26 protein-coding genes and 1 tRNA gene are annotated in these 24,876 nt (G+C 46.5%); 5 read left to right on the top strand and 22 right to left on the bottom strand.

Features of this window, described 5'->3' with window-relative positions:
• Position 1 precedes the first annotated feature (1 nt).
• The 7 genes from ACLVWU_RS07315 to ACLVWU_RS07285 all read right to left on the bottom strand — a co-directional run bounded on the left by ACLVWU_RS07315 (position 2) and on the right by ACLVWU_RS07285 (position 6,538).
• Positions 2 to 883 (bottom strand): YicC/YloC family endoribonuclease, encoded by an 882-nt coding sequence (locus ACLVWU_RS07315; protein WP_413578334.1) that lies wholly within the window; start codon positions 881 to 883, stop codon positions 2 to 4.
• The gene (gene miaA, locus ACLVWU_RS07310) at positions 880 to 1,848 is read right to left on the bottom strand and encodes a tRNA (adenosine(37)-N6)-dimethylallyltransferase MiaA (RefSeq protein WP_413578773.1); all 969 of its coding nucleotides are present in this window, start codon (positions 1,846 to 1,848) and stop codon (positions 880 to 882) included. The genes ACLVWU_RS07315 and miaA overlap by 4 nt, the downstream gene beginning before the upstream one ends.
• Positions 1,848 to 3,770, bottom strand: coding sequence for a DNA mismatch repair endonuclease MutL (mutL, locus tag ACLVWU_RS07305; RefSeq protein ID WP_413578333.1), 1,923 nt, complete (start codon positions 3,768 to 3,770; stop codon positions 1,848 to 1,850). Before mutL ends, miaA begins: the two co-directional genes overlap by 1 nt.
• A gap of 37 nt (positions 3,771 to 3,807) precedes the next feature.
• On the bottom strand, positions 3,808 to 4,395 hold the full coding sequence (locus ACLVWU_RS07300; RefSeq protein ID WP_413578332.1) for a hypothetical protein: 588 nt from the start codon (positions 4,393 to 4,395) through the stop codon (positions 3,808 to 3,810).
• Between the two features lie 84 nt (positions 4,396 to 4,479).
• A complete protein-coding gene (locus tag ACLVWU_RS07295; protein WP_413578331.1) occupies positions 4,480 to 5,352 on the bottom strand; it encodes an SH3 domain-containing protein in 873 nt (290 codons plus the stop codon).
• Positions 5,327 to 6,022, bottom strand: coding sequence for a polyprenol monophosphomannose synthase (locus ACLVWU_RS07290; protein ID WP_413578330.1), 696 nt, complete (start codon positions 6,020 to 6,022; stop codon positions 5,327 to 5,329). The genes ACLVWU_RS07295 and ACLVWU_RS07290 overlap by 26 nt, the downstream gene beginning before the upstream one ends.
• Before the next feature lie 75 nt (positions 6,023 to 6,097).
• Entirely contained in the window at positions 6,098 to 6,538 is a 441-nt protein-coding gene (locus tag ACLVWU_RS07285; protein WP_413578329.1) for a hypothetical protein, read from the bottom strand.
• A gap of 79 nt (positions 6,539 to 6,617) precedes the next feature.
• Here ACLVWU_RS07285 and ACLVWU_RS07280 point away from each other — a divergent pair, with 79 nt between their 5' ends.
• Genes ACLVWU_RS07280 through ACLVWU_RS07270 form a run of 3 tightly spaced genes read left to right on the top strand, consistent with a single transcriptional unit; the run spans position 6,618 to position 8,558 of the window.
• Complete coding sequence (locus tag ACLVWU_RS07280) at positions 6,618 to 7,274, top strand: hypothetical protein (protein ID WP_413578328.1); 657 nt, start codon at positions 6,618 to 6,620, stop codon at positions 7,272 to 7,274.
• 17 nt (positions 7,275 to 7,291) lie between these two features.
• Positions 7,292 to 7,966: a hypothetical protein gene (locus ACLVWU_RS07275; RefSeq protein ID WP_413578327.1), complete on the top strand. Its 675-nt coding sequence runs from the start codon at positions 7,292 to 7,294 to the stop codon at positions 7,964 to 7,966.
• Between the two features lie 28 nt (positions 7,967 to 7,994).
• Entirely contained in the window at positions 7,995 to 8,558 is a 564-nt protein-coding gene (locus ACLVWU_RS07270) for a YIP1 family protein (protein ID WP_413578326.1), read from the top strand.
• Positions 8,559 to 8,679: 121 nt separating this feature from the next.
• Here ACLVWU_RS07270 and ACLVWU_RS07265 read toward each other — a convergent pair whose 3' ends face one another.
• From ACLVWU_RS07265 to ACLVWU_RS07205, 13 genes are all read right to left on the bottom strand, one after another.
• Entirely contained in the window at positions 8,680 to 9,180 is a 501-nt protein-coding gene (locus tag ACLVWU_RS07265; RefSeq protein WP_413578325.1) for an OmpH family outer membrane protein, read from the bottom strand.
• Between the two features lie 244 nt (positions 9,181 to 9,424).
• Entirely contained in the window at positions 9,425 to 9,874 is a 450-nt protein-coding gene (gene dut / locus ACLVWU_RS07260; RefSeq protein ID WP_413578324.1) for a dUTP diphosphatase, read from the bottom strand.
• A complete protein-coding gene (locus ACLVWU_RS07255) occupies positions 9,871 to 11,091 on the bottom strand; it encodes a M16 family metallopeptidase (protein WP_413578323.1) in 1,221 nt (406 codons plus the stop codon). The genes dut and ACLVWU_RS07255 overlap by 4 nt, the downstream gene beginning before the upstream one ends.
• A gap of 117 nt (positions 11,092 to 11,208) precedes the next feature.
• Complete coding sequence (pnp, locus tag ACLVWU_RS07250) at positions 11,209 to 13,302, bottom strand: polyribonucleotide nucleotidyltransferase (RefSeq protein WP_413578322.1); 2,094 nt, start codon at positions 13,300 to 13,302, stop codon at positions 11,209 to 11,211.
• A gap of 217 nt (positions 13,303 to 13,519) precedes the next feature.
• Complete coding sequence (gene rpsO / locus ACLVWU_RS07245; RefSeq protein ID WP_413578321.1) at positions 13,520 to 13,789, bottom strand: 30S ribosomal protein S15; 270 nt, start codon at positions 13,787 to 13,789, stop codon at positions 13,520 to 13,522.
• Positions 13,790 to 13,919: 130 nt separating this feature from the next.
• On the bottom strand, positions 13,920 to 14,879 hold the full coding sequence (gene truB, locus ACLVWU_RS07240) for a tRNA pseudouridine(55) synthase TruB (protein ID WP_413578320.1): 960 nt from the start codon (positions 14,877 to 14,879) through the stop codon (positions 13,920 to 13,922).
• Positions 14,869 to 15,270, bottom strand: coding sequence for a 30S ribosome-binding factor RbfA (gene rbfA, locus ACLVWU_RS07235; RefSeq protein ID WP_413578319.1), 402 nt, complete (start codon positions 15,268 to 15,270; stop codon positions 14,869 to 14,871). Before rbfA ends, truB begins: the two co-directional genes overlap by 11 nt.
• Complete coding sequence (gene infB, locus ACLVWU_RS07230) at positions 15,270 to 18,152, bottom strand: translation initiation factor IF-2 (protein WP_413578318.1); 2,883 nt, start codon at positions 18,150 to 18,152, stop codon at positions 15,270 to 15,272. The genes rbfA and infB overlap by 1 nt, the downstream gene beginning before the upstream one ends.
• A gap of 40 nt (positions 18,153 to 18,192) precedes the next feature.
• The gene (nusA, locus tag ACLVWU_RS07225) at positions 18,193 to 19,593 is read right to left on the bottom strand and encodes a transcription termination factor NusA (RefSeq protein ID WP_413578317.1); all 1,401 of its coding nucleotides are present in this window, start codon (positions 19,591 to 19,593) and stop codon (positions 18,193 to 18,195) included.
• Positions 19,594 to 19,605: 12 nt separating this feature from the next.
• Positions 19,606 to 20,130 (bottom strand): ribosome maturation factor RimP, encoded by a 525-nt coding sequence (rimP, locus tag ACLVWU_RS07220; protein ID WP_413578316.1) that lies wholly within the window; start codon positions 20,128 to 20,130, stop codon positions 19,606 to 19,608.
• A gap of 271 nt (positions 20,131 to 20,401) precedes the next feature.
• Entirely contained in the window at positions 20,402 to 20,839 is a 438-nt protein-coding gene (locus tag ACLVWU_RS07215) for a GNAT family N-acetyltransferase (protein WP_413578315.1), read from the bottom strand.
• Positions 20,840 to 20,846: 7 nt separating this feature from the next.
• On the bottom strand, positions 20,847 to 21,473 hold the full coding sequence (locus tag ACLVWU_RS07210) for a hypothetical protein (protein ID WP_413578314.1): 627 nt from the start codon (positions 21,471 to 21,473) through the stop codon (positions 20,847 to 20,849).
• 94 nt (positions 21,474 to 21,567) lie between these two features.
• Positions 21,568 to 22,767, bottom strand: a complete 1,200-nt coding sequence (locus tag ACLVWU_RS07205) for a hypothetical protein (protein WP_413578313.1) — start codon at positions 22,765 to 22,767, stop codon at positions 21,568 to 21,570.
• A 328-nt stretch (positions 22,768 to 23,095) separates the two neighbouring features.
• On the opposite strand from ACLVWU_RS07205, the gene ACLVWU_RS07200 reads away from it, so the two are divergent.
• A tRNA-Leu gene (locus ACLVWU_RS07200) sits at positions 23,096 to 23,177 on the top strand.
• A 99-nt stretch (positions 23,178 to 23,276) separates the two neighbouring features.
• Here the strand turns inward: ACLVWU_RS07200 and ACLVWU_RS07195 are convergent.
• Together ACLVWU_RS07195 and ACLVWU_RS07190 are read right to left on the bottom strand one after the other, a co-directional pair.
• Positions 23,277 to 23,537 (bottom strand): HigA family addiction module antitoxin, encoded by a 261-nt coding sequence (locus tag ACLVWU_RS07195; protein ID WP_413578312.1) that lies wholly within the window; start codon positions 23,535 to 23,537, stop codon positions 23,277 to 23,279.
• Positions 23,538 to 23,545: 8 nt separating this feature from the next.
• Complete coding sequence (locus ACLVWU_RS07190; protein ID WP_413578311.1) at positions 23,546 to 23,836, bottom strand: type II toxin-antitoxin system RelE/ParE family toxin; 291 nt, start codon at positions 23,834 to 23,836, stop codon at positions 23,546 to 23,548.
• 283 nt (positions 23,837 to 24,119) lie between these two features.
• Between ACLVWU_RS07190 and ACLVWU_RS07185 the strand changes: the two genes are divergently transcribed.
• Positions 24,120 to 24,860: a hypothetical protein gene (locus tag ACLVWU_RS07185; RefSeq protein ID WP_413578310.1), complete on the top strand. Its 741-nt coding sequence runs from the start codon at positions 24,120 to 24,122 to the stop codon at positions 24,858 to 24,860.
• Positions 24,861 to 24,876: the final 16 nt, after the last annotated feature.

Below are 24,876 nucleotides of genomic sequence, written 5' to 3'. Positions count from 1 at the left end.
ACTATTGAACGTTTTGAACCTGTTCTCTTAATCTTTCGATAAGGGTTTTCGCTTCTACCACGCTTTGAGTAATCTTGGCTACCTGAGACTTTGAACCGATCGTATTCACCTCACGCAGCAATTCCTGAGTGTAAAAATCAAGTTTCTTACCCTCGGTCTGCTGAGAAGCGATTAATTGGCGATAGTTTTTGATATGTTCACTTAGGCGCGTCAGTTCTTCGTTAATATCGGCTTTTTCCAGCTGAATCACGATTTCCTGGGACAAGCGGGCTGGATCAATTTCGTTGCCCTTTAAACGGGAGCGAATCTTGGTTTCGTACTTATCCTGAAGTTGCGCATTGGCCTCTTCACGAAGAGCCGTGATCACTTTGATTTCCTTTTCCAGGGACGACAAAAGTTTTTCCAAATCCTTGCGCAAAGCCTTTCCTTCACGGGAACGCTCTTTATCGCAGTTACTGCAGGCTTCTGAAAAAGCTTTTTTAAGAACTTTATCCTCGCCCGTGAACAGCTCATAACTTTCTTCAAGTTTGATCACATCCGGCAAACGCGCCATGGATTCCAGGTGGACCTGGTAGCTGATACCCATTTCTTTTGCGAGGTGCTTGTATGCTGTCACATATTTCTTAACCAGCGCATCGTTCACTGTCATTTGTGCTTTACCCGACGCTGTCGCTTTGACTTTGCGGGAAACAAAAACATCGACAGTTCCGCGCGACAAAGTCGCCCCCAGAATTTTCTTAAGCTCCCCTTCCAATGCCACGAATTCACGCGGCAAATGAAAGCGAGTTTCCAAAAAACGACCGTTCACAGAACGAATGCTGACTTCAACACTGACGTCTTTGGATTGAACTTTTGCGGTGCCATAACCTGTCATGCTTTTCATATAGATCCATTCTTGTCGGCAGGGGTAATTGTGGTCAAAGAGTTCAGAAATTTCTCGACCACGGCCCTCGCCTCATTGTATCCGCGAGCCCCATCAAACCAATGAATATCCTTGTCCCTTTGGAACCAGGTTTTTTGGCGCTTGGCGAGCTGGCGAGTATTTGTCGTAATTTGCTCTAAAAGTTGATCTTCGTTGATATGCCCGCGAACAAATTCAATCGTTTCTTTATAGCCCACGCTGCTTAATGGAGCCCACTTATCCAGACCCAGGTCTAGAAGTTTTTCAACCTCATCCACCAGCCCGTCTTTCAGCATCTTGTGAGAGCGCAAAGCGATGCGTTCGCGCAGCACCTCACGATCCCACTCGGGTCCGATTTTTAGAAGTGGATAAGCGAAAGGCGTTTTCTGTTCATCAAATTCTTTTTGAATTTGCGTGACACCTTTGCCTTGAGTGCGAATCAATTCGATTCCACGTCCAATGCGATAGTGATCGGCGATATTGATTTTAGCTGCGTATTCGGGATCCACCTGAGTCAATTCGGCATAAAGTTTCGCAGGCCCCTCGGGTAGCGACATCTCGCGCTCAACCTGAGCTTTCATTTCCTCTGAAACTTCGGTCACGGGATACATGCCTTTTTCAATCGCCATGAAGTAAAAGCCCGTCCCACCCACAACAAACACCGGAGTACCGTCAGGGATCTTTTCCATGACTTCCGAAAAATCGCGGCAGTAACTGCCAGCGGTGCTTTCTTCAGGAGGTGTGACATAGCTTACAAGATAATGCGGAACCAATTGCAGCTCTTCAGGTGTGGGCTTTGCCGCCCCGATCTGCACGTGAGAATAACACTGAACCGAATCACAGTTGATGATGACGCCCTTGAATTCCTGCGCAAGTTTCAGCGCCCACTCGCTTTTACCAGTGGCCGTGGAACCGACAACAAAAATAACGGGCTTGGTTTTCTTCATCACACGATTCGCCCGAAATCCTTTTCAAGCTTATAGAAAGGATATTCCACACTGACAGGACGACCATGAGGACAGAAGCTCGAAAGTGGGAAATGATCCATTTCACGCAAAAGATTTTTCATTTGATCAATGCTTAAAGCCTGGCCTGCGCGCACCACCGAGTGGCAGGCCATCGTTGCACAGATGTCGCCGACGGCTCTTTCCAAAGAGTAACTGCCACCCTGATCGACAACTTCAGTCGCCATGCGATCCAGAACTTTGCCCAAGATGGATTCTTTAATAAATAAAGGCGCCGCTTTCACGCCGACAGTTCCCGGCCCCAAGGGCTCGATGAAAACTCCCAGACGTTCGATGTCTTTAGCCAGCAACAAAAGTCCTTCGACTTTTTCCGGCGACATATCAATCGCCAGCGGGAACAAGAAGTCTTGAATGTCGATCTTTCCGCCCTTCCAGGCGTTCATCAGTTTTTCATACGCAACTCTTTCGTGGGCCGCGTGTTGATCGACGAAGACCATTTTGTCGCGATGCTGAGTCACGATGTAAGTCAAATTCGCCTGACCCAAAACTTCCAGTGAAGACCAATAGCCGCCACTGACCGGAGCCACTGTCTCGTTGGAAATAGGGGTCGATTGCGTTTCTTCCATATCAGGATTTTGATTGGAAAAATTCTGGCGGGATTCTGCCGCATCCATCAAAGTCTGATAGCTGGTTTTATTCTGCTGTACGGATGAGGCTGGAAAGTTGAAATCTTTCTTTTGAAACTGCGTCGTTTTAAAAGTGGAATCATTGAATGCCAGATTTTCTTTGGGCATCTCAACTGGTGCAGCTGCAAAGTTTGGCAAACCTTTGGCGGAAGAATAAGTCGCAGCAGGATCAGAATAATCAACCGTACCACCCGCTTCACCAAATTGGGCTTGCGAGCGCAGCTGGCCGCTTTGCTGAATCCACGGAGCTTTTTCCAAAGTTCCGCGCAAAGCACCGGCCACCGCACGGAATGCCAGTGACGGGTCATGAAACTTAACCTGGGATTTTGTAGGATGAATATTGACGTCGATGTATTCGGGATCTGTTTCGACCCAAACCGCGGCAATTGGGAATTCCCCGTGCATCAAAAGACTGCGATAAGCTTCATTCACCGCCGCTTGCAGACTGCGATCCTGAACCCAACGGTTCTGTGCAAACAACCAGATGTTCTTAGCTGTTTTAGCAACATTGTGAGGATCCGCAAACACCGCGTAGGCTTTGACGTATTCGCGCGAAGCTTCGCCGACAAACAGAGGTTTGATTTCCAAAATTTGTTCTGCGCGCTCTTTGCGGTCTTTACACGCGGTCCAGAAATTCACAAGCTTGCTGTTTTCCTGAATGCGGAATTCCACATCATGATGAGCCAGGGCCATCGCCTTCAGCGTGGTTTTGATCGCCGTGTGTTCAGCCGCATCTGATTTCAAAAACTTCAAACGTGCCGGCATGTTCTCGAACAAGTTTTCCATCAGCACCGTCGTGCCTTGAGAACCACCCACACGTTCGATCGGTTGTTTTTTTCCGTATTCGCTAATCAACTGGTATGCTTGCTCATCACCCTTACGACGAGTCGTCAGGGTCATTTTACTGACCGAGGAAATACTCGCCAGGGCCTCCCCGCGGAAACCGAAGGTTTTCAAACTCCACAGATCATCGGATTTTGAAATTTTACTAGTCGCAAAACGATCCAAGGCTTTCGGCAAATCTTCCGGCGACATGCCTTTACCGTTGTCGATCACTTTCACGATACGTCCACCATCAAAGAACTCGACATGCACGCGCGTGGCGCCAGCATCAATGGAATTTTCAACGAGTTCTTTTACAAGATGAGCGGGACGCTCGACCACTTCGCCAGCGGCGATCTGATCGACTACTTCCGGGGATAATACTTGAATAGACATGGGCAAAACCATGCCCTACAGACGCAATTAAATCAAACTAGTATTGCGGACTTGGGCATTCGCCATTTTGCTGACATTTTAACAGCATCATACGCAAATGTTGGGTTTCCTTAAGCGTCAAATTCAACTCAAAAGTCGCCCCCTGTGCCACAGATCCTTGGGGGCCCACGGTGTAAAAAGGCGTATTTAACGGAACCTGAGCCGCTGTGATATTCGTGTCGCCGTAAGACGTAAACCGCAAGGAGTTAGGGTGCTTCTCAAGGTTCCAGAAAAAGCGCAACATTTGCGACTTCGCCTTCATCAGACCGTCTTCCATGTTTTTCCAGCACTTCACTTCACCCAAAAGAACCACTTTACCGGTAGAGCGGTCGATCACAACCGTATCCAGCTCCCCAATGGTTTCCTTGCCTGTGCTGTATTCGATATCCCCCGAAATCAAGAATTTATCTGCAGGATAAATTTGTCCCAAACGCACCTTTTCAAGCTCTTCGCAGACAGCTCCATCTGGCTCGAAATTAGTGCCCAAATTTTTCAGGGAATCAAATGCCGCGTTCAAGTCGCCTGCAAAAGCGAAGGAGGAAAAAATGACCGCGAATAATCCAGAAAGAACAAATGTTTTAAGCATGGATGGCTTGTAACCCACCCGCGTCCAAACCGCCACCAACAATGATTTGTGTTGCGGAGCGATACAAAAAGGTAACTGTTACCTCTAAAAATCCAGGCCCGCAGTAATTCCGTAGCCAAAGTAACTTTCCTTTTCCCAGTAGAACTTAATATCGGGACGGATAGAGACTCGTTTAATGCGGTAAGAGATACCGGCATTGAATAAAACACCCAAAGTCATGTCATCGGCAGAGAACGGATCCACCACGCCTGGCAGTCTTAATTCAAAATGCGAATACTTCAGCATGGGACCGAAGCCATAGAAGAACAAAAAATCTTTGCCCTTCGGTAGAACCGTTTGAAACAGGAAATTCAAAATAACGATGTAACCGCTGCCTTCATTTCCGGTGTAGTCCTTGTAATACGAAGGTGCGCCTGAGTGAAAAAGAATATTGGTTTCGGTGTAGATGTCGCCGGAAAACAAAGTGTTGTAACCATGAAAGCTCAAACCCAAAAAAGAGGTCTGCGCATTCCTGCGACCACCCATGGTGTCTTCAGCATAATCAATAAAGTTTAAAGACAGCCCCCGATAGCGAGAGGCAAAGAAGGGTTTATTACCTGAGTACTCGGCCTCATCGGGATTCTCGGAATCCTCTTGCAACTGTTGCTTGTCGATAACTCCCGGGCGAATCTCGGCATCGGAAATCCAACCCGTCACTCCGGGCTTTAAGCGAACCTTATAAAAAGGTCCCTTCTTGCCCTTGGAGATGGCCATCACTTGACCTTGCTTAAGCACCGTCATTACCGGGGCATCGAAGTCAGGATCTTTGTAAACCTGTGCTTCGTCGGCAACGACAGTTCCCCGCTGTGCCTGAGCCAGCACTATACCCGGAAAGAAAAGCAAAGCGGCAAGCAATGCTGCCCCAATTCGCTTGCCTGTAAAATTAAAACGCTTACTTAAAGCGAATAAGCCAAACACGCCAGAATGCCTCAAGAACAATCTTCAAAGACATTTTGCTTTGACCCACGCGACGATCTTCAAAAACGATCGGAGACTCGGCTCCCTTGAAGCCTTTTTTCAAAGCTTTGTATTTCAATTCAATTTGAAAACTGTAGCCATTGCTTCCCACGGTTGAAAGATCAATGCCCAATAGAACTTCTTTCTTCCAGGCGTTGAAACCACCTGTCCAGTCGTTCAATGGGAAACCCAAAATCAATCTGGAATAAATCCCGCCACCGCGAGAAATAATTTTGCGTATCAGACCCCAATTCACAGTACTTCCGCCTGCGACATAGCGTGAACCCACTGCAAAATCATTGTCTTTAAGCTTAGCCAAAAGAGGTCCCAAGTCCTGTGGACGATGGGAGAAATCCGCATCCATTTCGGTGATGATTTCATAACCCTGATCGATACCCCAACGGAATCCAGCGATGTAGGCTTTTCCCAAACCCTGTTTACCAGGACGGGACAACAAGTGAAGATTCGGCATGGACTTTTGCATTTCGCGAACAATGGCACCTGTGCCATCTGGAGAGTTGTCGTCCACAACTAGAATATCAACGCCCAAGTTTTGAGCAAACACTGCAGGCACAATGGTCTGCACATTTTCTTTTTCATTGTACGTAGGAATTACGATCAGAGTTTTCATGTCCCTAAATTGGCACAAAGCTCTTTGACTGGCAACAAACGCGCCGCATCTGGGAAGGCCTTAAACTTCAGTTTTTTAAATAGAACGAGAAACCAGCTTACCTTTACCCTTGTTTTCCAAAGCTTCGGCTTTTTTTGGTGTAATGGTTGGCAGATTCAGAGGTTTGGTCAGCAAGTACTTTGGATCCTGCTTACGCACGTCCAATTGCACTTTCACTTTATCCGCGGCAGCGGTCGGATCTTTAACATAAAGAATCGGATCAAACCCGCAAGTACGACATACCACCGACAAGCGCCAGCGAATCTGCACAAACACTTCCGAAATTGCCAGACACACCACAAAGGCGATCATCACACGAGGATCGTACTCCTGCCAGATTGCGAACATGACCACAATGGAAGCCATGGCTGCTGCGATGATGTTCATCACTCCGATATTCTTCTTGCGATAAATATTACGGGGAGTCTTACAAAAGGCGCAGTAGCAGTTGTGTTTGGATTTGAATAAAGAAAACATATATTCAGTCTGCCAAAGAGGTGGTCTAGATTGAAAGATCATTTTTTGATAAATGACAAACCCTTGCTAGAATGACCTTATGACTAAACTAAAATCGTTCCAGTTCGCATTTGTATCCCTTTTTACAATTTGCTCCTCAACTATAGTCTGGGCCGCCGCTAGTGCTTCTGACTACCAGGAGGTCGGCTATGACGAGTTGGTCAACGAGCTCAGCCAAAAGAAATCCTCTTACGAGCAAATCAAGAAGGACACAAACGGTCCCCAATCCCACATCGGTATTGGTTACGTGAATGGCTTTACAAACGTATCTACAGAAGGTGAAAACTTCAACCGTCGCACGACAGGGATTCAACTTTCTGCCGGGCGCGATCTTAGCTCCCGCAACGTCTATGGTGAAGTTATTTTCCGCAACTACGGCTCCAACGACTCCATCAACGAGGAATTCTCTCTGCGTGAGCTTGAAGGCAAAGTGGGCTATACGAATCAAATCGAAGGTCTTTGGAACTACTCCATCAGCAGCGGTCTTTCTGCCCGCATGATGAAGTATGCGAACTCCACAAAGGATTTAAATGTGGACGAAACAACTCCTGCGGTTGTGGTTTCCAGCGGTGTGTTCGCACAAGTCAGCAAATACATCTCTGTCGGGATCGAAGGCAGCGCCCGCACAGCCTTGGTAAATAAACCTTCTGATAAAGACTCCTTTGATTTCGCGTTTCGCTTGAACACTTCTCTTTAATTCGCAATACTGGGCGGGTGGATACACTCGCCCTACTTCTTAGTCTTTTTGGTTTTCTAGTCGCTTTGGCCATTTGGACCAACAAAGCCCGCTCCCGACAACACTATGACTCTGCCCTGCAGCCCAACTGCCTTTTAACCCGCTGGCCGCTTTTATTCGTCACCGGTCCCCGCAGTTTTTTCTACTTCTCCAACTACTGGAACCTGTATCCGTCCTACCTGGCGGAACATGGATATGAAGTCTATCATCTGCGCTTGCCCTGGAGTGACTCGCTTCTGCGACAAACCCGTTTAACCGAGTTTCTGAAATCCCAGAATGCCGCCAAAAGACACTTTCACCTGGTGTTAGATTCCTATTCCTTAAGAGAACTGGAGCCGGTGCTGCGCGAACTGAAACCCGAATGTCTGATTTCCATCACGGAAATAGCAGATGCTGGCAGCAAAGATATAAACTCCTTAAGCGCCCCCTTCGTCCCACAGGAAACACTGAAGACTCTGCCTTCTTCAAAAGGTAGCTTCTTTGTAAAATGGGCTTACGATCTTCATCGCCTGCTTTTGTTCGGTCGCCAGCTACCTTCGCTAAGTTGCCTTGGAGCCGTGAAGCAAACCCAACTGCAAAACGCACGGTTGCTTTTGGAACGCGCCCAAGTTTTGGCGGAAATGGATCTGCGCGAAGGCGATACCACTTGCTAACCGAACTTGGTCGTGATGCAATAGCAAAATGAGCGACTACCGCGACGTAACACCAAATCAAACCCCGCACCTACAAACCGCTAAAGAAGTATTCAATTATATTATTGATTACCTTCGCCACCCAATTCAGAAGATCAAAACTCTGCCTGATTGGAAGTGGTCGACACTTTTGATCACACTGGCTGTGGTCTCGATGATCTCTGGAGTGATATCTGGTTTGGTTCCACCGAACATCTACCGCATCGGGGCAGGCATCATCTTCGCCCCGTTTGTGGCATTGGTAATGACTTGGCTGGGTGCTGTATTTATTTATTATTACTTCCAGGTTTTCGAGAAAAGAACCTGCTCATTGCGCCTGATCTTCACCTTGATCCTGTTCGCTAACATTCCGTTTTTTATCTTCCAGGCAGGATCCGAATTGATTCCACCGCTGACGCTGGTGGGCTTTGCCTTCACAACTTTGCTGCTGGCAGTGGGTCTGACTGAAAACTTCCAATTGGAAAAACGCCGAGCTTTGCGCCTGGTGACTGTCCTGTTTGCGATCGTGTTCTTCCTGTGGCTTTACAACCGCATAGAAGTCGCCCGGATGTAATCAGCCAAAAAGGTACGCAAAAAGGTACGGACACACTTTGTCCAAAAAATAAAAAAGGCTGTGTCATCAAAACACAGCCTTTTTTTTATCCCCATATCACAAGGATCATTGCTTGAAAAAATTAAAGCTTATCTACAGCTTTAACAACTTCTTCAGTCAAATCCGAATCAGGGGTTGAAAACAAAACGCCGTTGTTGTTTTCCATCACCAAAGTATAACCTTTTTCCTTGGCGATTTTTGCCACGACTGTTTTCATTTTCTCTACAATTGGCGCCGTCAACTCGCCTTGTTTCTTTTGCAGATCCATTTGGCTTTTTTGAACTTCCTCACGGTACTTCATCATTTCGCCTTGGAATTCGGCCTGTTTTTTACCCAAAGCATCTTCGGAAAGAACAGCTTTTTTCTTTTGAATCTCGTCGCCCATTTTCTTAAGTTCAGCTTCCTTCTTTTCGATGTCTTTTTTCTTTTTCGTGAATTCTGCCTCTAGCTCGGCCTTCGCTTTTTTACCAGCTGCCGTCGCTTGAACCGCTTTTGGCATATCCACGAAACCCACTTTGGTATCTGCAGCCTGAGCGAACGAAGCCACCAACAACACACTCAAAGTAACCATCAATTTATTCATAGAAAACTCCTTATAGATGCGCTCAAGCGTTCCGCACTCCACTGACTATTGCAACTTAAAACTCCGCCAAACAACCGCGTCCAAATTTGTCGTTTTCACTTGTGTTCCGCGCTACCAAGAAAACCTGCGTCAATCACCACATCAACCAATGAAATTATCTTATCCACGAAATAAAAAAACCATGGTCTATGAAACCATGGTTTTTTATTCTTGGCGAAAGTAAGTCCGTACCTTTTACGAGATACTAAGCGCGGCCTGTAGAGCCGAAGCCGCCAGCGCCACGTTCTGTTTCAGTCAGTTCGTGAGCCATTACGAAATTCGCCTGGTAAACCGGAGCGACAACCAATTGAGCACAGCGCTCTTGATCGCCGATAGTGACAGCAGCATCACCCAGATTGATCACGATGATTTTTACTTCACCACGATAATCAGCATCGATCGTCCCCGGCGTGTTCAAAACAGTCAGACCGTTTTTTGCCGCCCAGCCACTGCGCGGACGAGCTTGAATTTCAAAACCCATTGGGATCTCGAAGCTCAAACCAGTTGGGATCATCGCACGCTGACCCGGTTCCAATACAACCGGACCGTCAAGTTGCGCACGAACATCAACACCAGAAGCCCCTGCAGATTGATATGCAGGAAGCTCACCTTTGAAGTTTTCAAGAGTCTTAATTTTTACGTTTACTTTATTCATAGTTCAAACCCCTCCCACCAGTCTTTGAGCTCCTCAACACCAGTGCCCAGCAATACGCCGGATGTTTTATCAGTCTTAAGTTCATTGCGGATGTAGTCATTCACAGTATCCACTGTGACTTGATTGATTTCCTCAATGACCGATTCGACCGATCTGTATTCGCCAAACACCATTTCATTGACCGCCAAAGAAGTCATGCGATTTTCAATGTCGTCGGAGCCCAGCAAAATAGAACCTTTAACCTGGGTCTTAAACATTTCCACGTCGGCGCGAGTCGCACCCTTGGTGCGCAACTTCTGAAATTCCCGCGCAACCAGGTCTGCGACCTTTTTCACACTTTTCAATTCGGAAGCCGCGTAAATATTCAGCATCCCGGAATCAATGTTCGTGTTTAAGCTCGAAAAAATGGAATAAACCAAGCCGCGCTTTTCACGCACACTTTGGTAAAGCTTCGAGGTCATTCCCCCACCAAGCAAAGTGTTCGCAATCACCGCCTCAAAGCGGTATTGATCACGGAAACTCGCCGTAGGCAGTCCCAAAAGCATGTGCACCTGTTCAGATTGCTTCTCCATCACGCGACGGCGGCGCAACCAGCTCGGCTTCTTGCGAGTGTTTTTAAGCGTGGATTTTTTCTTTTTACCCAGGTGCTTTTGCACTCCCGCCATGAAGTCATCGTGATCCAGGCAGCCTGCTGCACTGACGATGATGTTTTTACCGGTGTAGTTTTTCTTATAATAATCCATCACCTGGTTTTGCTTCATCAAAGCGATGGAAGCCGGCGTTCCCAAGATGGGGCGCCCCAGGGGATGCTTGCCGTAAGCTTCGTCATAAAGAACGTCATAGATAACGTCCTCATGGGAGTCCTCGGACATCGCAATCTCTTGAAGAATCACGCCTTTTTCCAAAGCGAATTCCTTTTTAACCAGATCCATATTGGAAACCAGGTCAGACAAAACGTCCAAAGCCTTTTCCCAATGATCTTTCAAAACAAGAGCGTGGTAACACGTGTACTCACGTGTGGTGTAAGCATTGAGCTCTCCCCCCACAGATTCCAAAGATTTTGCGATTTGATAGGTATTGCGGGTTTTAGTGCCTTTGAAAACCAAATGCTCAAGCAAATGAGACATTCCGGCAATGGCTGGAGTCTCGTCACGAGTCCCCGTCAAAACCCAGATACCGATAGAAACGGCACGGGACCCTGGATGAAACTCGCTCATCACTCGGATCCCGTTTGCTAGTTCAGATTTTTTGAACAGATTAGCCAATATAGTTCCCCATCCGCCTTCGCCAAGGCTACGGCGGACAAGTCCGCTGAAGCTTTAGCGTCACGAGCCTTACTGAAGTAAGGCTTTGCGAGAAAGTTTCACGCGACCTGCGCGGTCTACTTCAAGAACTTTCACGTCGATAGTTTCGCCTTCTTTAAGAACATCAGTCACGGCGCGAACGCGCTCGTTAGAGATCTCAGAGATGTGTAGCAAACCTTGAGTGTTCGGAAGGATTTCAACGAAAGCACCGAACTCAGCGATTTTTACTACGCGGCCTTTATATGTTTTACCAACTTCAGCTTCAGCGATAATGTCGTTGATCATAGCCAATGCACGCTTAGTTGCTTCTGGATCAGCAGATGCAACGTGGATTGTACCATCGTCTTCGATTTCGATCTTAACGCCAGTAGCTTCAGTGATACCGCGAATAACTTTACCACCAGAACCGATAACTTCACGGATTTTGTCTGGACGGATTTTGATAGTCTCGATACGTGGAGCAAATTCGGAAATTTGACCACGAGGAGTTTTCATCACTTTTTCCATTTCGTTCAAGATATGGATACGGCCGTCTTTTGCTTGAGACAACGCTTGTTCCATAACTTCGAAAGAAACAGAGTCAATTTTGATATCCATTTGAACCGCTGTGATACCTTGAGCAGTACCAGCAACTTTAAAGTCCATGTCACCCAAGTGATCTTCATCACCCAGGATGTCAGTCAATACAGCTACGCGGTCGCCTTCTTTGATAAGACCCATTGCTACACCGGCAACGTTACCTTTAACAGGTACACCAGCATCCAGAAGAGCCATCAAACCAGAACAAACAGTACCCATTGAAGAAGAACCGTTGGACTCCAAAACTTCAGATACTACGCGGATTGTGTATGGGAATTTTTCGAAGTCTGGAAGAACTGCTTTCAAAGCACGCTCAGCCAGGTTTCCGTGACCGATTTCACGACGGGAAGTTCCGCTCATACGACCCACTTCACCTACAGAGTATGGAGGGAAGTTGTAGTGAAGCATGAACTTGCGTTTTTGCATACCCAACAATGAATCAACCATTTGCTCATCGTCACCTGTACCCAAAGTCACAGTTCCCAAAACTTGTGTTTCACCACGAGTGAAAAGACCAGAACCGTGAGCGCGCGGCAAGATACCAACTTCATTCGCGATAGGACGTACAGTTGTCGTATTACGACCGTCGATACGAACTTTGCGATCCAAGATCATCGAACGAGCTTCTTTGTACTTAAGATCTTCGATAACAGTATTCAAATCTTTTTTACGTTGCTTCAAAAGCTCTTTGTCAGTGATTGCTGCCAAAAGAGTTTTTTCAGCGTCAGCTGCTGCAGTTGCAGAAGCTGCATAACGATCTTGTTTTTCTTTGATCGCAAGAGCAGCAGCAATTTTAGGCTGCAAGAAAGCTTCAGCAGAAGCTTTGAACTCAGCATCAACTGCTGGCGGAGTGAACGCACGTTTTGCAACAGAGCCCATTTTTTCACGCAATTCGTCTTGCGCGTTCAAAAGAGGCATCAAAGCCTGGTGACCGAATTTCAATGCTGCCAAAGCGTCTGCTTCAGAGATGAATTTCGTCTCACCTTCAACCATCAACAAACCATTGCGAGTTCCCGCAACGATCATATCCATGTCGGATTTTTCCATTTGTTGTGGAGTTGGGTTGGCGATGAACTGGCCATCAACGCGAGCGATTTGAACTGCTGCAGTTGGACCGTTGAATGGAATGTTAGATACGTGAAGAGCCGCAGAAGCACCAAGGCTTGCCAAGATCTCTAGAGGGAAAGAACCGTCTGCAGAAAGAACAGTCGCTACAATTTGAGTTTCATAGCGGTAGCCTTCTGGGAATGAAGGACGGATTGGACGGTCGATCAAACGAGCAATAAGAACCGCGTCGTTTGTTGGTTTAGCTTCACGCTTGAAGTAACCACCTGGAATTTTACCAGTCGCATAGAATTTTTCGATGTATTCAACCGTAAGAGGGAAGAAATCCAGCTCAGATTGTTTTTTACTAGATACCGCAGTTACGATAACCATGTTGTTACCGCTAGAAACAAGCACTGATCCGTCAGCTTGTTTTGCCATACGGCCTGCTTCGATTGTGATCTGTTTTCCACCTACAGAAGTAGTTACAGTCGTTTTCATTAAATCTCCTTATTTAGCGAAAATTCGTTTTCGCCATCCGTTTGTGGAAGCCATCTCAAAAATCATTCCGACTTGTGAGCACTCCGACTTCGTCGGAGTATATACCAATAGCTATCTTGCTATTGGCGAAGTCAGCGGGATTTCTCAGCTGGCTTCCTGTTTTTTAAAATTCGAAGGGGCTATTACGCCCCTTCTAGTTATCTTATTTAAGATGAGATTACTTACGGATATCAAGTTCTTTGATAAGAGTTTGATAAGCCGCTACATCTTTGCGGTGCAAGTAATCCAAAAGCTTACGACGTTGGTTAACCAAAGTCACAAGACCACGGCGACCGTGAAAGTCTTTTTTGTGAGTTGTGAAGTGAACTGTAAGGTCGTTGATACGTGCTGTGATCAAAGCAACTTGTACTTGCGCTGAACCAGTATCAAGGCCTGCAGTTTTAAACTTGTTAACGATCTGTGCTTTTTGTTCTTTAGTGACTGCCATTAGCGTCTCCTGTTTTGGCGTTACCGCCGGTTTGTAAACTCCCCACCTTAGTCGTCATGGCTGTCGATCCTAGGCAGGTTTGGTTAGTGTTCTATCTGACCCCGAATGCGCGGTCAAGTATTCAAAATAATTAGTATTTAAAGACCCTTTTTAAGACGAAACCGCGGCCTGGCTCAAGCCCTACAATGGCTAAAAGCTTCCCGGATTCCAACGACAGAATCTGCACGTATTGGTCTTCGTCGGGCTTAAAAACCGCTATAAGCTGGCTACGCAAGTCATGGCTGATCTGACCATTCCCCAGAAGAACCTGATCCTGACCTTTAACTCGAATACGCTTCACCATCGGTAAGGCGGCATCCATGGCCACAAATGGCCCCGAAAGAGTGTCCTTTTTTACACACTCCTCGATCGCCTCCAGGGTCATTGCCTGCTCCAGGTAGTACGGAGAAGAATAGGTTCTTCGCAACGCACTCATCGCTGCGCCGCACCCCATAGCTTTACCCAAGAGGTCCACCCAAGTGCGGATATAGCTACCCTTTGAACAGCGAAGATCGAACTCCGCCCAATCATTCCCCATTCCCAGGAATTTGATATCCCAGAAATTCATGACCTTTTTAGGGATCACAACGTCTTTATCCTGACGGGCATATTCATACAGCTTTTTACCCTGAACTTTGATGGCCGAGTAAATAGGCACTTCAACTTCCATTTCGCCCTGAAGCTTCATCGCTTCCGCAAGCAAGGTCGACTCATTGATATCCACTGGATGGGTTTCCAGAACCACGCCCGTGGTATCCAGGGTGTCCGTACGAAGACCGAATTGAATACGTACACGGTATCCCTTATCGCCTTCTAAAATGTATTGTGAAAGCTTGGTGGCTTCATTGATTAAACAAGCCATCAGCCCCGAAGCCATCGGATCCAAAGTCCCCGAATGGCCCACAGACTTCGTACCCATGATACGACGCAGACGTGAGACCACATCGTGGCTGGATATTCCCGACGGTTTATCGACAAGCATTAAGCCATCGAATGGAACCGGCTCCCGCTTTGGCGGAGTGCCTTTAGTATTTTCAGAATTATTCGTCATCAGATTCGGATTCGTTTTTTGGCTCTTTGGCTTTTCGTTCAGCCTCAAGATCAGAGATGATGCGTTCCACTTTCAAAACCTGTTCTGTCGTATGATCCGCGTAGAACTTCAGTTTTGGGCAGTAACGCATCTTTAATTCTTTACCGATAAAATTTTGGATTTCAAAAGCGCGCTCCTGCAAAAGTTCAATAGCCTGCTCCTGAGCCTCTTCAGACCCAAGAACGCTGATATAAACTTTTGCCGCACGAAGATCTGCCGGCATCTTTACAGAAGCCACCGTCACCAAACCTGGCAACGGTAATTTAAAGCCCTTAATCAAAAACTGAGCAATGGTAGCCTGAATTTGACGTTCAACTTGAGCGACACGGCGCCCATCACCCACATTTTTCACTATAGACCCAACTCTCTGGCAACTTCTTTCTTAATGTAAGCTTCCATCATATCGCCGACTTTAACGTCGTTGTAGCCTTCAATACCGATACCGCATTCGTAGCCTGAAGCCACTTCTTTAGCATCGTCTTTGAAACGCTTAAGCGATGAGATCTTGCCTTCGAAAATGATCTTGTCTTGACGAAGAAGACGGATCGAGTTGTTACGTTGAACCTTACCATCAAGTACGAAGCAACCAGCGATAACGCCAATTTTCGGTACGTTGAAGGTATTACGAACTTCCGCACGACCCATAACTTCTTCAACCATATCTGGAGTAAGAAGACCGGACATAGCGGCTTTCATTTGATCAATCAATTCGTACACGATCGAGTAAGTTCTGATGTCGACACCCAATTGCTTCGCTTTAGCTTGTGCGCCCAAGTCCGGACGTACGTTGAAGCCCAAAACGATACCTTTGGAAGTGTTCGCCAAAGTCACGTCGTTTTCATTGATACCGCCGACAGCAGAGTGGATCACTCGCACCTTAACTTCCGGAGTAACAAGTTTTGACAGCATTCCGTTGATGGCCTCTAGAGAACCATGAACATCGGCTTTCAATACGATCGCAAGCTCTTTCACATCGCCGGATTTAACTTTAGAGAAGATCTCGTCCAAAGACATTTTTTGAGCCGGAACATTCGCTGCTTTCAACGCTTGTTCTTTTCTCAAAGTGGACATCTCTTCCGCAGTTTTTTCATCTTTAACGATGTCGAACTTATCACCCGCAGCTGGAACACCATCAAGCCCCAATACTTCCACTGGAAGACCCGGACCGACGGATTCAACTCTTTGACCTTTATCATTCGTCAATGAACGAACGCGGCCTTTCATTGTACCGGCTACGATGTACTGACCCACGCCAACAGTTCCGTCTTTAACCAGAAGTGTTGCAACAGGTCCTTTGCCTTTTTCCATTTTCGCTTCGATCACAAGACCTGTGCCCGAACGTTTAGGATTGGCTTTCAATTCACCGATTTCAGCCAACAATTTGATTTGCTCAAGAAGCTCTTTCAAGCCTGTTTTCTTAAGTGCTGAAACTTCCACGAAGATCGTGTTACCACCCCATTCTTCCGGGACGATTTCAAGTTCAGTTAATTGTTGTTTGATACGGTCCGGATTTGCACCCGGTTTATCCATCTTATTCACAGCAACGATAATAGGTACGCCTGCTGCTTTCGCATGGTTAATAGATTCTTGCGTTTGCGGCATCATACCGTCATCCGCTGCTACCACGATAACCGCGATATCTGTCGCGTTCGCACCACGAGTACGCATTGCCGTGAAGGCTTCGTGACCCGGAGTATCCAAGAACGTGATCAAAGAACCATCTTCAATTTTAACAGAGTATGCACCGATGTGCTGAGTGATACCGCCGGCTTCGCCTTTGGCAACATCAGCATTGCGGATAGCATCCAACAATGATGTTTTACCATGGTCGACGTGACCCATGATTGTAACAACTGGTGGACGAGTGATTTTTTCTGCATCCATTTCACCGAATGCAGTTTCCGTCGCAACATCATCAGCAGTTTTGAATACGTTTTGTGCTTCCCAACCGAATTCAGGCACGATCAAAGCGATCGTATCAAAATCCAAGTCCGTATTCATATTCGCCATCACACCATTCTTCATCATGACTTTAACAAGTTGCGGAGCTTTCAAGCCCATCGCCATTGCCAAGTCTGTCAGCTTCATGGAGTTATTAACTTTAACAACACGTTTGTGAGCTGCCGCTGTTGTGATTTGAGTTTTTTGACCTTGCTCAACAACAGTCTTCTTCTTTTTAGGCTGGAAGACCATCTCACGTTTACGGAAATCAACGGCGTTGAAGCTCTTGATTGCTTCTTCTTTTTCTTTTTCACGAGCACTTGGACCTGCATTAAATGCTGGTACAGCCGGAGCCGCACCAAAGCGTTTACGTTTGTCGAAGTCCTTATTGTGATGGTGATCCACGCCACCTTCTGGTGGCAACTCTGGCGGAGCTTGTTGAGCTACGAAGCCAGGACGGATATTGCGCGTTGGCGCTCCACCTGCCGGACGATTGAACCCGCCTGGACGTGGACCAGTGAAAGAAGCACTTGCACCACCACCCGGACGAGGCTGGAATCCACCTTGTGGACGATCACCTTGTTGGCGCGGAGGAGCTTGTGTTTGAACGCGGGAAAGATCCATACGTCCAATGATGTTTCTTTTTGGAGCCGATGCCGGAGTTGATGAACTCGCGACACCGCTGGTTCCAACCACAACTTCTTTTTTACGTGCTGCTGGGGCTGGTGCGGGTGCTGCTGGCGCTGGTGCTTCTGCCTTAACAGGAGCCGGAGCCTCAACTTTTGCCTCAACAACTGGCGCAGGAGTTGGTTCTGGTTTTGCGACAAGCTTTTCCTCAACCACTGCCGGAGTTGGCTCAACGGCCTCGTCCTTCGCTGCAGCTGCAGGTTTTTTAACTACAACACGAGTTGTTTTTGGAGCATCCGCTTCCGCGTCCTCTTCAACCTCGGGTTTCGAAATTACTTTTGCTTTCGCTTCAACTGGAGCCGCTTCCTCTTTCGTCTTACGACGAATGACTTTAGCCGGAGCTGCTGTTGCAGCCGCCTCAGCTTCCGCCGCTGCCGCCGCTACTTTTTTAGCTGGCGCCTTGCGAGTTGCTGCTTTTTTGGGTTTGGCTTCTTCAGCCGGCTTATCGCCACCACCCAACTTAATTTTAATCTGCTCAAGAACCTGAGGCTCTAACTCCGCCATATGGCTCTTAATAGGCAAATTCCATTCACGGATCTTGTCCATCAACGCCAACGGGGTCATCCCGATTTCTTTAGCAAATTCAAAAACTTTTGGATTACTCACTCAGTCTCCCTGTGTAGTAACTGTAACTTTAAACTTAAATCTATTCTTCTTCAGCTTCTTGAGAGTTCAACTTTTGAAGCTCTTGCTTTAACAATGCATCGGCTTGTGCTTTCGCAGAACCGCCACCCGCTTTGCTGTCTTTTGCTACAGATGGAGCTGTTGGCACTGGAGTACCTTCTGCTTCATACTTTTTAAGCAAAGCATTTGCTTCGTTAGAAAGCTTTTCTGCCTTTTCCGGATCATCATAACCTGGAATCGTCATCAATTCCTGAACGCTCGCCTGAGCTACAGATTGGAATGAACCGAAGCCGGATTGGAAGATGTTTTGTGCCATTGTTTCGTTCATACCTGGGATCAACATCAAATTAAAGATGGATTCCGCAGTACGAGACGCCGCTGAAGATTCAGAAATGATATCCAATTTCCAAGTCGTCAATTTAGCTGCCAAGCGAACGTTTTGACCACGTTTGCCGATTGCCAAAGACAATTGAGAATCTGGAACAACGATTTCCATTTCACGGTTTGTGTCATCCAGGAATACGCGGGAAATTTCAGCCGGAGCCAAAGCATTTACCGCGAAACGAGTGATGTCTTCATCCCAAGGAACGATATCGATTTTTTCGCCACGAAGTTCCTGTACGATGTTTTGTACACGGGAACCCTTCATACCAACGCAAGCCCCTACTGGATCTACCGTAGAGTCGTTGGAACGAACTGCGATTTTAGCACGTTGGCCTGGCTCACGAGCCGCCGCCATGATTTCAACCACACCGTCATAAATTTCTGGAACTTCCATTTCGAAAAGTTTCATCAAATAACGTTCATCAGCGCGGGACATGATGATTTGTGGACCACGTGTTGTTTGACGAACTTCAGACAAGTAACCCTGAATGCGGTCACCTGGTTTGTATTGTTCGCCAGGGATTTGTTCACGAGGTGGGATGTAAGCTTCAGAACGGCCCAAATCCACAACGATCGCGCCTTTTTCAACACGACGAGCGATACCAGAAGCGATTTCGCCTTTACGCTCTTCGAACTCTGTGAAGATGATGGAGCGTTCAGCATCACGCACTTTTTGCATGATGATTTGTTTCGCAGTTTGAGCTGCGATACGGCCCAAATCAGAAGCTTCCAATTTGATACCAATAGAGTCGTCCATTTGAACGTTTGGATCCAATTTAACTGCGTCGTCGTAAGTAATTTCAACTTCTTCGTCTACGAATTTTTCACGAGGCACAACCTCTTTGAACTCGAACAATTCAACTTCGCCAGTCTCTTCGTTGTAAGCTGCTTCAATTTCACGGTAAGTACCGTATTTTTTACGGGCAGCTACAAGCATACCTTGAGTGATTGCATCGATAACGACTTGTTTGTCGATACCTTTGTCTTTACCAACTTGTTCAATCACTTTGGAAAGATCTGAAAACATATTTTCAGCCATGGCTCATCCTCTCTACTTTTTTTGACCTTTATTAACTTCAAATAAAACTTTAGCTTTTTCGATCATCGCGTACGGGATTTTAATCTCGACGTCTTTGATCATGAAACGCACACCTTGATCGTCAGCGGACTCAATAACGTCCTCGACTGTCTTGGCAGCTTTCCATTTTTTATCTGTCACTCCCATGCTCTCGAAGGATTTGGATGTTTTCAGATACACTTTTTTGCCCACGGCCTTTTTAAAATGCCATGGTTTCACCAGATGACGTTCCAACCCCGGGCTGGAAACTTCCAATGTGTATGCCGTCCCTGGGATGACGTCCTCATCCTTTTCCAGAACTGCATTAAAGGCTTTGGAAACATTCGAGCAATCTTCAAGACTGATCCCGCCTTCGTCTTCCTTATCAATGAACAGACGCAAAGTACGCCCTTTGCCCATGCCTACGAATTCGATATCGTAAAGAAGGCAACCGTTCTCGACAGCAGCATCACTCGCGATTTTTTCAACTTGATCTAACCAAGAGGGTCTCTCAGACATCTCTTCACTTCCTTTAACTTCAGCCCACCAACCCCGAACGGTGGTTTCAGCTTACTAATGAAGTGACTCCTGCTAAAAGCCGTTGGGAAATATCCAACTGGGCCTGCAGCGTGTACATGCTCAAACGCTTAAAGCGTATCTGGCGTGCACATCCCGTTTTGTCCGAGGAACTCAAAAAGAATTCAGTGGCAAAAAAAAATGGGCCTATTGGGCCCATCGAACGTCCTTAAAGTAACAAAAAAATCGAAGCAGTGCAAGGACTTATCTGGCCCTAGGGACAGGAGTATAGCAACGCGGTGGCCCCATCCTTATAATAACGCGGGCGACGCCCTGTTAGCTTAAACCCGAGCTTTTCATACAAATTCTGAGCGGATTCGTTGCTTTCATGCACTTCCAACCACAGCTCACGACTTTGACCCTTTGCGGCGATCATGTGCTTTATCAAAGTCTCCATCAAACCCCGGCGCTGAAAAAGAGGATGAGTTGCCACCAGTGAGATTTCCCACGCCCCAGGAACTTCACGATATAATACAAATCCCGCAAGCTCCTCGCCCTCAAAAATCCCCACACCTTCCGCAGTTGCCATCTCCGCACCCAGCATATCGGCAGGCCAATAGAACTGCGGCTGTATGCCCGACTGCTGATGAATGGCCTCCACCAGGGCACGCATGGCTGCTTTGTGAGGAGTATATAAAGATTCGATTCTCATGAAAGCCTTAGATAAAGTTTCTGACTTTGTATTTTCGCTTCATCAATTCAAACCAGGAACGCAGGCGCTCTTCCAACTGCTGCTGCCCCAGGAAGGATTTGATATTGTCGCGGATTTCTGCAAAAGGGGTATTGCCGAATTTGCTGCGATTTTTCTGATAGTACTCGTAGGCATCGACGTTGGACACGATTCCCGCCATGGAGCCGGTTTTAAACTTCATAAAGCTTTTTGCCACCAGCTTGCGATCCGTGAACTTCTTCACTTCCGCTTGTGAGGGCTGCAGTTGATTCCAGTAAGTCTTGCCTGAGGTGGCTTTTTCCACTTTTGCCAAGGCTTCATCCAATTCCGCCGAAGAAGCAGCGCCAACGTTAAAAGTCGCAGCTTCCATCGAAACCACAGACTCCAGTAGTACTGCCGTCACATGATTGCGAAACTCTTTATATTCCGGTCCTGTTTCAACCAGCGCTGTCGATTTGGAATCTTTGGGAGGATAAAGCACATGATCAATCACCGTTGTGATTTGCACCTCGCGACTTGTGATAACATAGTCACCCACCTGCCCTACGGTTTCAGAAACCAGGGTCGCGGCAGATACAGGTAAAGCAAATAGGAAGGATATAATGAGGATGCGCATGGATTCATTGTACCCAAGCGCCGGGCTTTGTCCAAAAAAAAAGCGGAGCCCCATTACAGGACTCCGCCACCACTGAGAGATATCTGGGAACTGATTAGAAATTCATGCGACCGGAAACTGTCATTACATAGTATTGAAGTTTTTCGATCGGATTGGAGTTCATATATTCGTTCCAACCAGAGTTATAGTTGCTGCCGTAGTTGATACGGTTGGAAAGATTCCACATATATCTGAAATCCAAACCGATAGCGTATTTCGGAGAGAACTCAAGGTCAGCACCTACCAACGCACCCAAATCAACTGCATGTGAGTTCACATCAGAGTTCGAGTTGTTGTTGTATGAGTACATGTAACCGTAGCTGTTTTTCGCTTCGTAAGTTCTGTAAGAGTAAGCCGCGATACCACCGATAACTGGCTTCACGATACCATCAAAGAACTGGATTTTAGCTGCCAACGCACCTGTGTATTGATTCACATCAACGCCATTTTGGTTGTTATAGACATTTCCGTACCAGTTGTTGTTGACGGAGTAATTAGAGTAAAGGAATGAACCTTCGATGATAAAACCATCAACTTTACTACCGAACGCAACACCCAACGCATAGTTGCCTTTTACGTTGGAAACATCTGGATAGTCACCCATACCAATTAGACCGGAAACGTATTTGCTACGAACTGGCTCTTCTGGTTTGTTTTTTTCCAAAGACGCTGCCATTTCCTGGCGAACGATTTCGCGAGTTGCAGAATCATCAGATACTTGTTTTTCAACGATAATAGGAGCCGGAGCTGCTACCGGAGCTACCACTACTGGAGCTACTGGTTGCTGAACTGGAACCTGTTGAGCTTGATTTAGATTATTGAATTTATCACCGAACAATACGTCAGCACGGCGTTTTTCATCTTCCATGCGGGATTGCTCAAGTTTTTCCACGATTTTTTGTTCAGTTTGAACTTCAGCATCCTGACGGCTCTTACGGATAGCTTCCGCACGAGACTCCGCCAAAGGAGACGCTTCAATAACAGTCGTAGGCTGTTTTTGAACCTGCTGAGTAGCTGCAGTTGCCTGAGCCGCTTGTGCAGGAGAGTTAATAATATAGATAGGTTGTGGTTTTACCGTTTGCACTTCACCTTGTGCTGCCGCTGGCAACACTGTTTGAGTGCTTACAACCTGTGGTGTTGTCTGCTTGGAATACATAGCATCCAATTCAGCATCAACATCACCTTCAAGGGATTGAGCCAACGCGAATACCGGCGCCATGCTCAAAGCCGCAAGGATATAGATATACTTTTTCATAAAGTCTCCTCAGTGTGGTTTCTTAGAACCTTTTTTAATCGAAAACCTGTAAAGCAAGGCCAGTGCCAACAGGGCCGGAATTCGTCCCTGGTGTCTAAGTCATTGAAATCGTGGGATTTAGGGCTTCAAAGGAATCCTGGTTTGTTTGCTGGATTGAATAAAGAAGTGACAACTCTTAGAGCGGTTCCTGAAATCCTTTCAAACTGGGGTCATTTTGGCCAGGAGTGACAAAGCCGCTGAAAAACAGGGCAAAAACGCAGAAAAATTGGGGGAAATTAAAAAATATGTTGAGGATGATGGGGTCTTACTATTACAAAGTTCTCTCACTGCGGGTGTGGTGAAATGGTAGACACAGAAGATTCAAAATCTTCCGCGAAAGCATGGGGGTTCAAGTCCCTCCACCCGCACCAACCTTCGCTAAAGCTTCGGCTTGGTAGGCCTAATGAAAACCGCCCTTTTGGCGGTTTTTTTATGCCTAAAATCTGCCGCCACCGTGGCGGTGACGGATCTTAGGCCGCTTTCTTGCGGGCGACCCACAGATCATATTCTGCCTGAATACGAACCCACATTTCAGCTGATGTTCCAAGGACCTTCTCAAGCACAATAGCAAACTCCGGAGAGATCGCTCTTTTACCATTTACGATTTCATTGATTTTTCGAGGCGAACAACCGCATTTTTCCGCCAGCTGAGATTGATTTAGTCCCATCTCGGACATGTAAACCTCATTCAGGACCACTCCCGGATGCATGGGCTTTGGATTTTTAATCATAAATACCTCTAGTGATAGTCTTCAATTTTAACATCGCTAAACTCGCCATTTTTAAACCGAAAGGTGATGCACCAAGGAAGTTTGATCGTAACACTCCACTCCTCTTTGCGATCCCCTTTAAGTTTATGCAGCCTAATGTTGGGTGGCTGTCCCTTAATTTTTAAATCATTCAGTTCAGACGTTGCGTGCATGATCGTCAACAAAGCCTTGGCTCTTATCCAAAGCTCTTTGGGAAGAACTTTGGAGCTGTCTGTCTCCCAAATGTCAGTTGCGATCTTGTTGGCAAAATTACGAATCATTCCAGCTCCTGACTATTACACTATACGGTATAATGTAATAAATTGCAATCTCCACTTTTGCATTAAGCTGACTTCACGCCAGGGATAACAGCTCAACTAATTGAAACCACAAGATAAGCATTCGATATCCGGAATGCTGAAAACACTTCTGTAGCTGCAGCAACCGACGACCTATCTAAAATTTAGAACAAAGACATCGAATCTATCTACTATTCAAAACCTGTGCGGCGCGCCATATTGCGGTTGTTTTCGACTTACAAACAAATTTTAAACCGGAGGGTTTATGAAAAATCTGATCTTGTTCGTGGCAATGACTTTGGTCTCTTTGAATGCGTTTTCTGCAGCTCGTGAATTCCGTATCAACGGCTACTCTGCAAATGATGGCTATGCGATCGCGTGGGGTATTCCGGGTAAATTGATTGATTTTGAAGAAGTGGAAAAAGACGAAGAAAAAGTGTCTGAACTTTGGACTGAAATGTCTTCTATGCGTAACTATTTGGTGGACCTACAAACCAACCAAATCCTGGCGACGATCACTGAAGAGCCAGACGAATTTGTAGCTATTCGTTTGGGTGGAATGGGCACAAATCACTTCAGCATGAACACTCTAAGCCTGGGCAATTACTATACAAAAAATGATGAATGTGAAATCGTCGGGGTTTTCGAATCCTTCAAATGGAGCACATCACTATCATCCGTTTTTGTGATCAGCAAAAAAACTCTTCAACCGGTTGTAGTGAAAAGAATTAACGATCTAGACGACCGCATGTTGGCTGCTGCTAAAGCCGCGTTAACACCTGCTCAAGTTGCACAATTTGACAAAGGCGCAGTCTTTACCAGCATCAAAGAAGCTGGATACGACGAACAAGCTCAAGAGATGTATCAAATCACTTGGGAATCATCAGTTCCTAAAAGCATGGATGACCCAATGGTGACTGTGACTGCCCGTCTTAAATTGAAATTGACTGAGGCCAATGATGTTACGTTCGTCATCGACCAAGTGAAGTATGCTCAAGAAAACTAGAATCTAAGTTCACTGA

It is taken from the genome of Bdellovibrio sp. HCB290, assembly GCF_047305925.1.
Classification (GTDB): Bacteria; Bdellovibrionota; Bdellovibrionia; order Bdellovibrionales; family Bdellovibrionaceae; genus Bdellovibrio.
The sequence above is the reverse complement of the archived record's forward strand: the minus strand, read 5'-3'. Positions and strand labels throughout refer to the sequence as shown.

What these genes read in the sequence shown, in the direction of transcription:
- ACLVWU_RS07195 (WP_413578312.1), bottom strand. Translation starts at nt 23,537, where the DNA reads ATGATTAAAAATCCAAAGCCCATGCATCCGGGAGTGGTCCTGAATGAG.
- ACLVWU_RS07290 (WP_413578330.1), bottom strand. Translation starts at nt 6,022, where the DNA reads ATGAAAACTCTGATCGTAATTCCTACGTACAATGAAAAAGAAAATGTG.
- miaA (WP_413578773.1), bottom strand. Translation starts at nt 1,848, where the DNA reads ATGAAGAAAACCAAGCCCGTTATTTTTGTTGTCGGTTCCACGGCCACT.
- ACLVWU_RS07285 (WP_413578329.1), bottom strand. Translation starts at nt 6,538, where the DNA reads ATGTTTTCTTTATTCAAATCCAAACACAACTGCTACTGCGCCTTTTGT.
- ACLVWU_RS07210 (WP_413578314.1), bottom strand. Translation starts at nt 21,473, where the DNA reads ATGCGCATCCTCATTATATCCTTCCTATTTGCTTTACCTGTATCTGCC.
- nusA (WP_413578317.1), bottom strand. Translation starts at nt 19,593, where the DNA reads ATGGCTGAAAATATGTTTTCAGATCTTTCCAAAGTGATTGAACAAGTT.
- ACLVWU_RS07300 (WP_413578332.1), bottom strand. Translation starts at nt 4,395, where the DNA reads ATGCTTAAAACATTTGTTCTTTCTGGATTATTCGCGGTCATTTTTTCC.
- ACLVWU_RS07270 (WP_413578326.1), top strand. Translation starts at nt 7,995, where the DNA reads ATGAGCGACTACCGCGACGTAACACCAAATCAAACCCCGCACCTACAA.
- mutL (WP_413578333.1), bottom strand. Translation starts at nt 3,770, where the DNA reads ATGTCTATTCAAGTATTATCCCCGGAAGTAGTCGATCAGATCGCCGCT.
- rpsO (WP_413578321.1), bottom strand. Translation starts at nt 13,789, where the DNA reads ATGGCAGTCACTAAAGAACAAAAAGCACAGATCGTTAACAAGTTTAAA.
- rimP (WP_413578316.1), bottom strand. Translation starts at nt 20,130, where the DNA reads ATGTCTGAGAGACCCTCTTGGTTAGATCAAGTTGAAAAAATCGCGAGT.
- ACLVWU_RS07265 (WP_413578325.1), bottom strand. Translation starts at nt 9,180, where the DNA reads ATGAATAAATTGATGGTTACTTTGAGTGTGTTGTTGGTGGCTTCGTTC.
- truB (WP_413578320.1), bottom strand. Translation starts at nt 14,879, where the DNA reads ATGACGAATAATTCTGAAAATACTAAAGGCACTCCGCCAAAGCGGGAG.
- dut (WP_413578324.1), bottom strand. Translation starts at nt 9,874, where the DNA reads ATGAATAAAGTAAACGTAAAAATTAAGACTCTTGAAAACTTCAAAGGT.
- ACLVWU_RS07255 (WP_413578323.1), bottom strand. Translation starts at nt 11,091, where the DNA reads ATGAGCGAGTTTCATCCAGGGTCCCGTGCCGTTTCTATCGGTATCTGG.
- ACLVWU_RS07205 (WP_413578313.1), bottom strand. Translation starts at nt 22,767, where the DNA reads ATGAAAAAGTATATCTATATCCTTGCGGCTTTGAGCATGGCGCCGGTA.
- ACLVWU_RS07215 (WP_413578315.1), bottom strand. Translation starts at nt 20,839, where the DNA reads ATGAGAATCGAATCTTTATATACTCCTCACAAAGCAGCCATGCGTGCC.
- pnp (WP_413578322.1), bottom strand. Translation starts at nt 13,302, where the DNA reads ATGAAAACGACTGTAACTACTTCTGTAGGTGGAAAACAGATCACAATC.
- ACLVWU_RS07315 (WP_413578334.1), bottom strand. Translation starts at nt 883, where the DNA reads ATGAAAAGCATGACAGGTTATGGCACCGCAAAAGTTCAATCCAAAGAC.
- ACLVWU_RS07280 (WP_413578328.1), top strand. Translation starts at nt 6,618, where the DNA reads ATGACTAAACTAAAATCGTTCCAGTTCGCATTTGTATCCCTTTTTACA.
- ACLVWU_RS07185 (WP_413578310.1), top strand. Translation starts at nt 24,120, where the DNA reads ATGAAAAATCTGATCTTGTTCGTGGCAATGACTTTGGTCTCTTTGAAT.
- ACLVWU_RS07190 (WP_413578311.1), bottom strand. Translation starts at nt 23,836, where the DNA reads ATGATTCGTAATTTTGCCAACAAGATCGCAACTGACATTTGGGAGACA.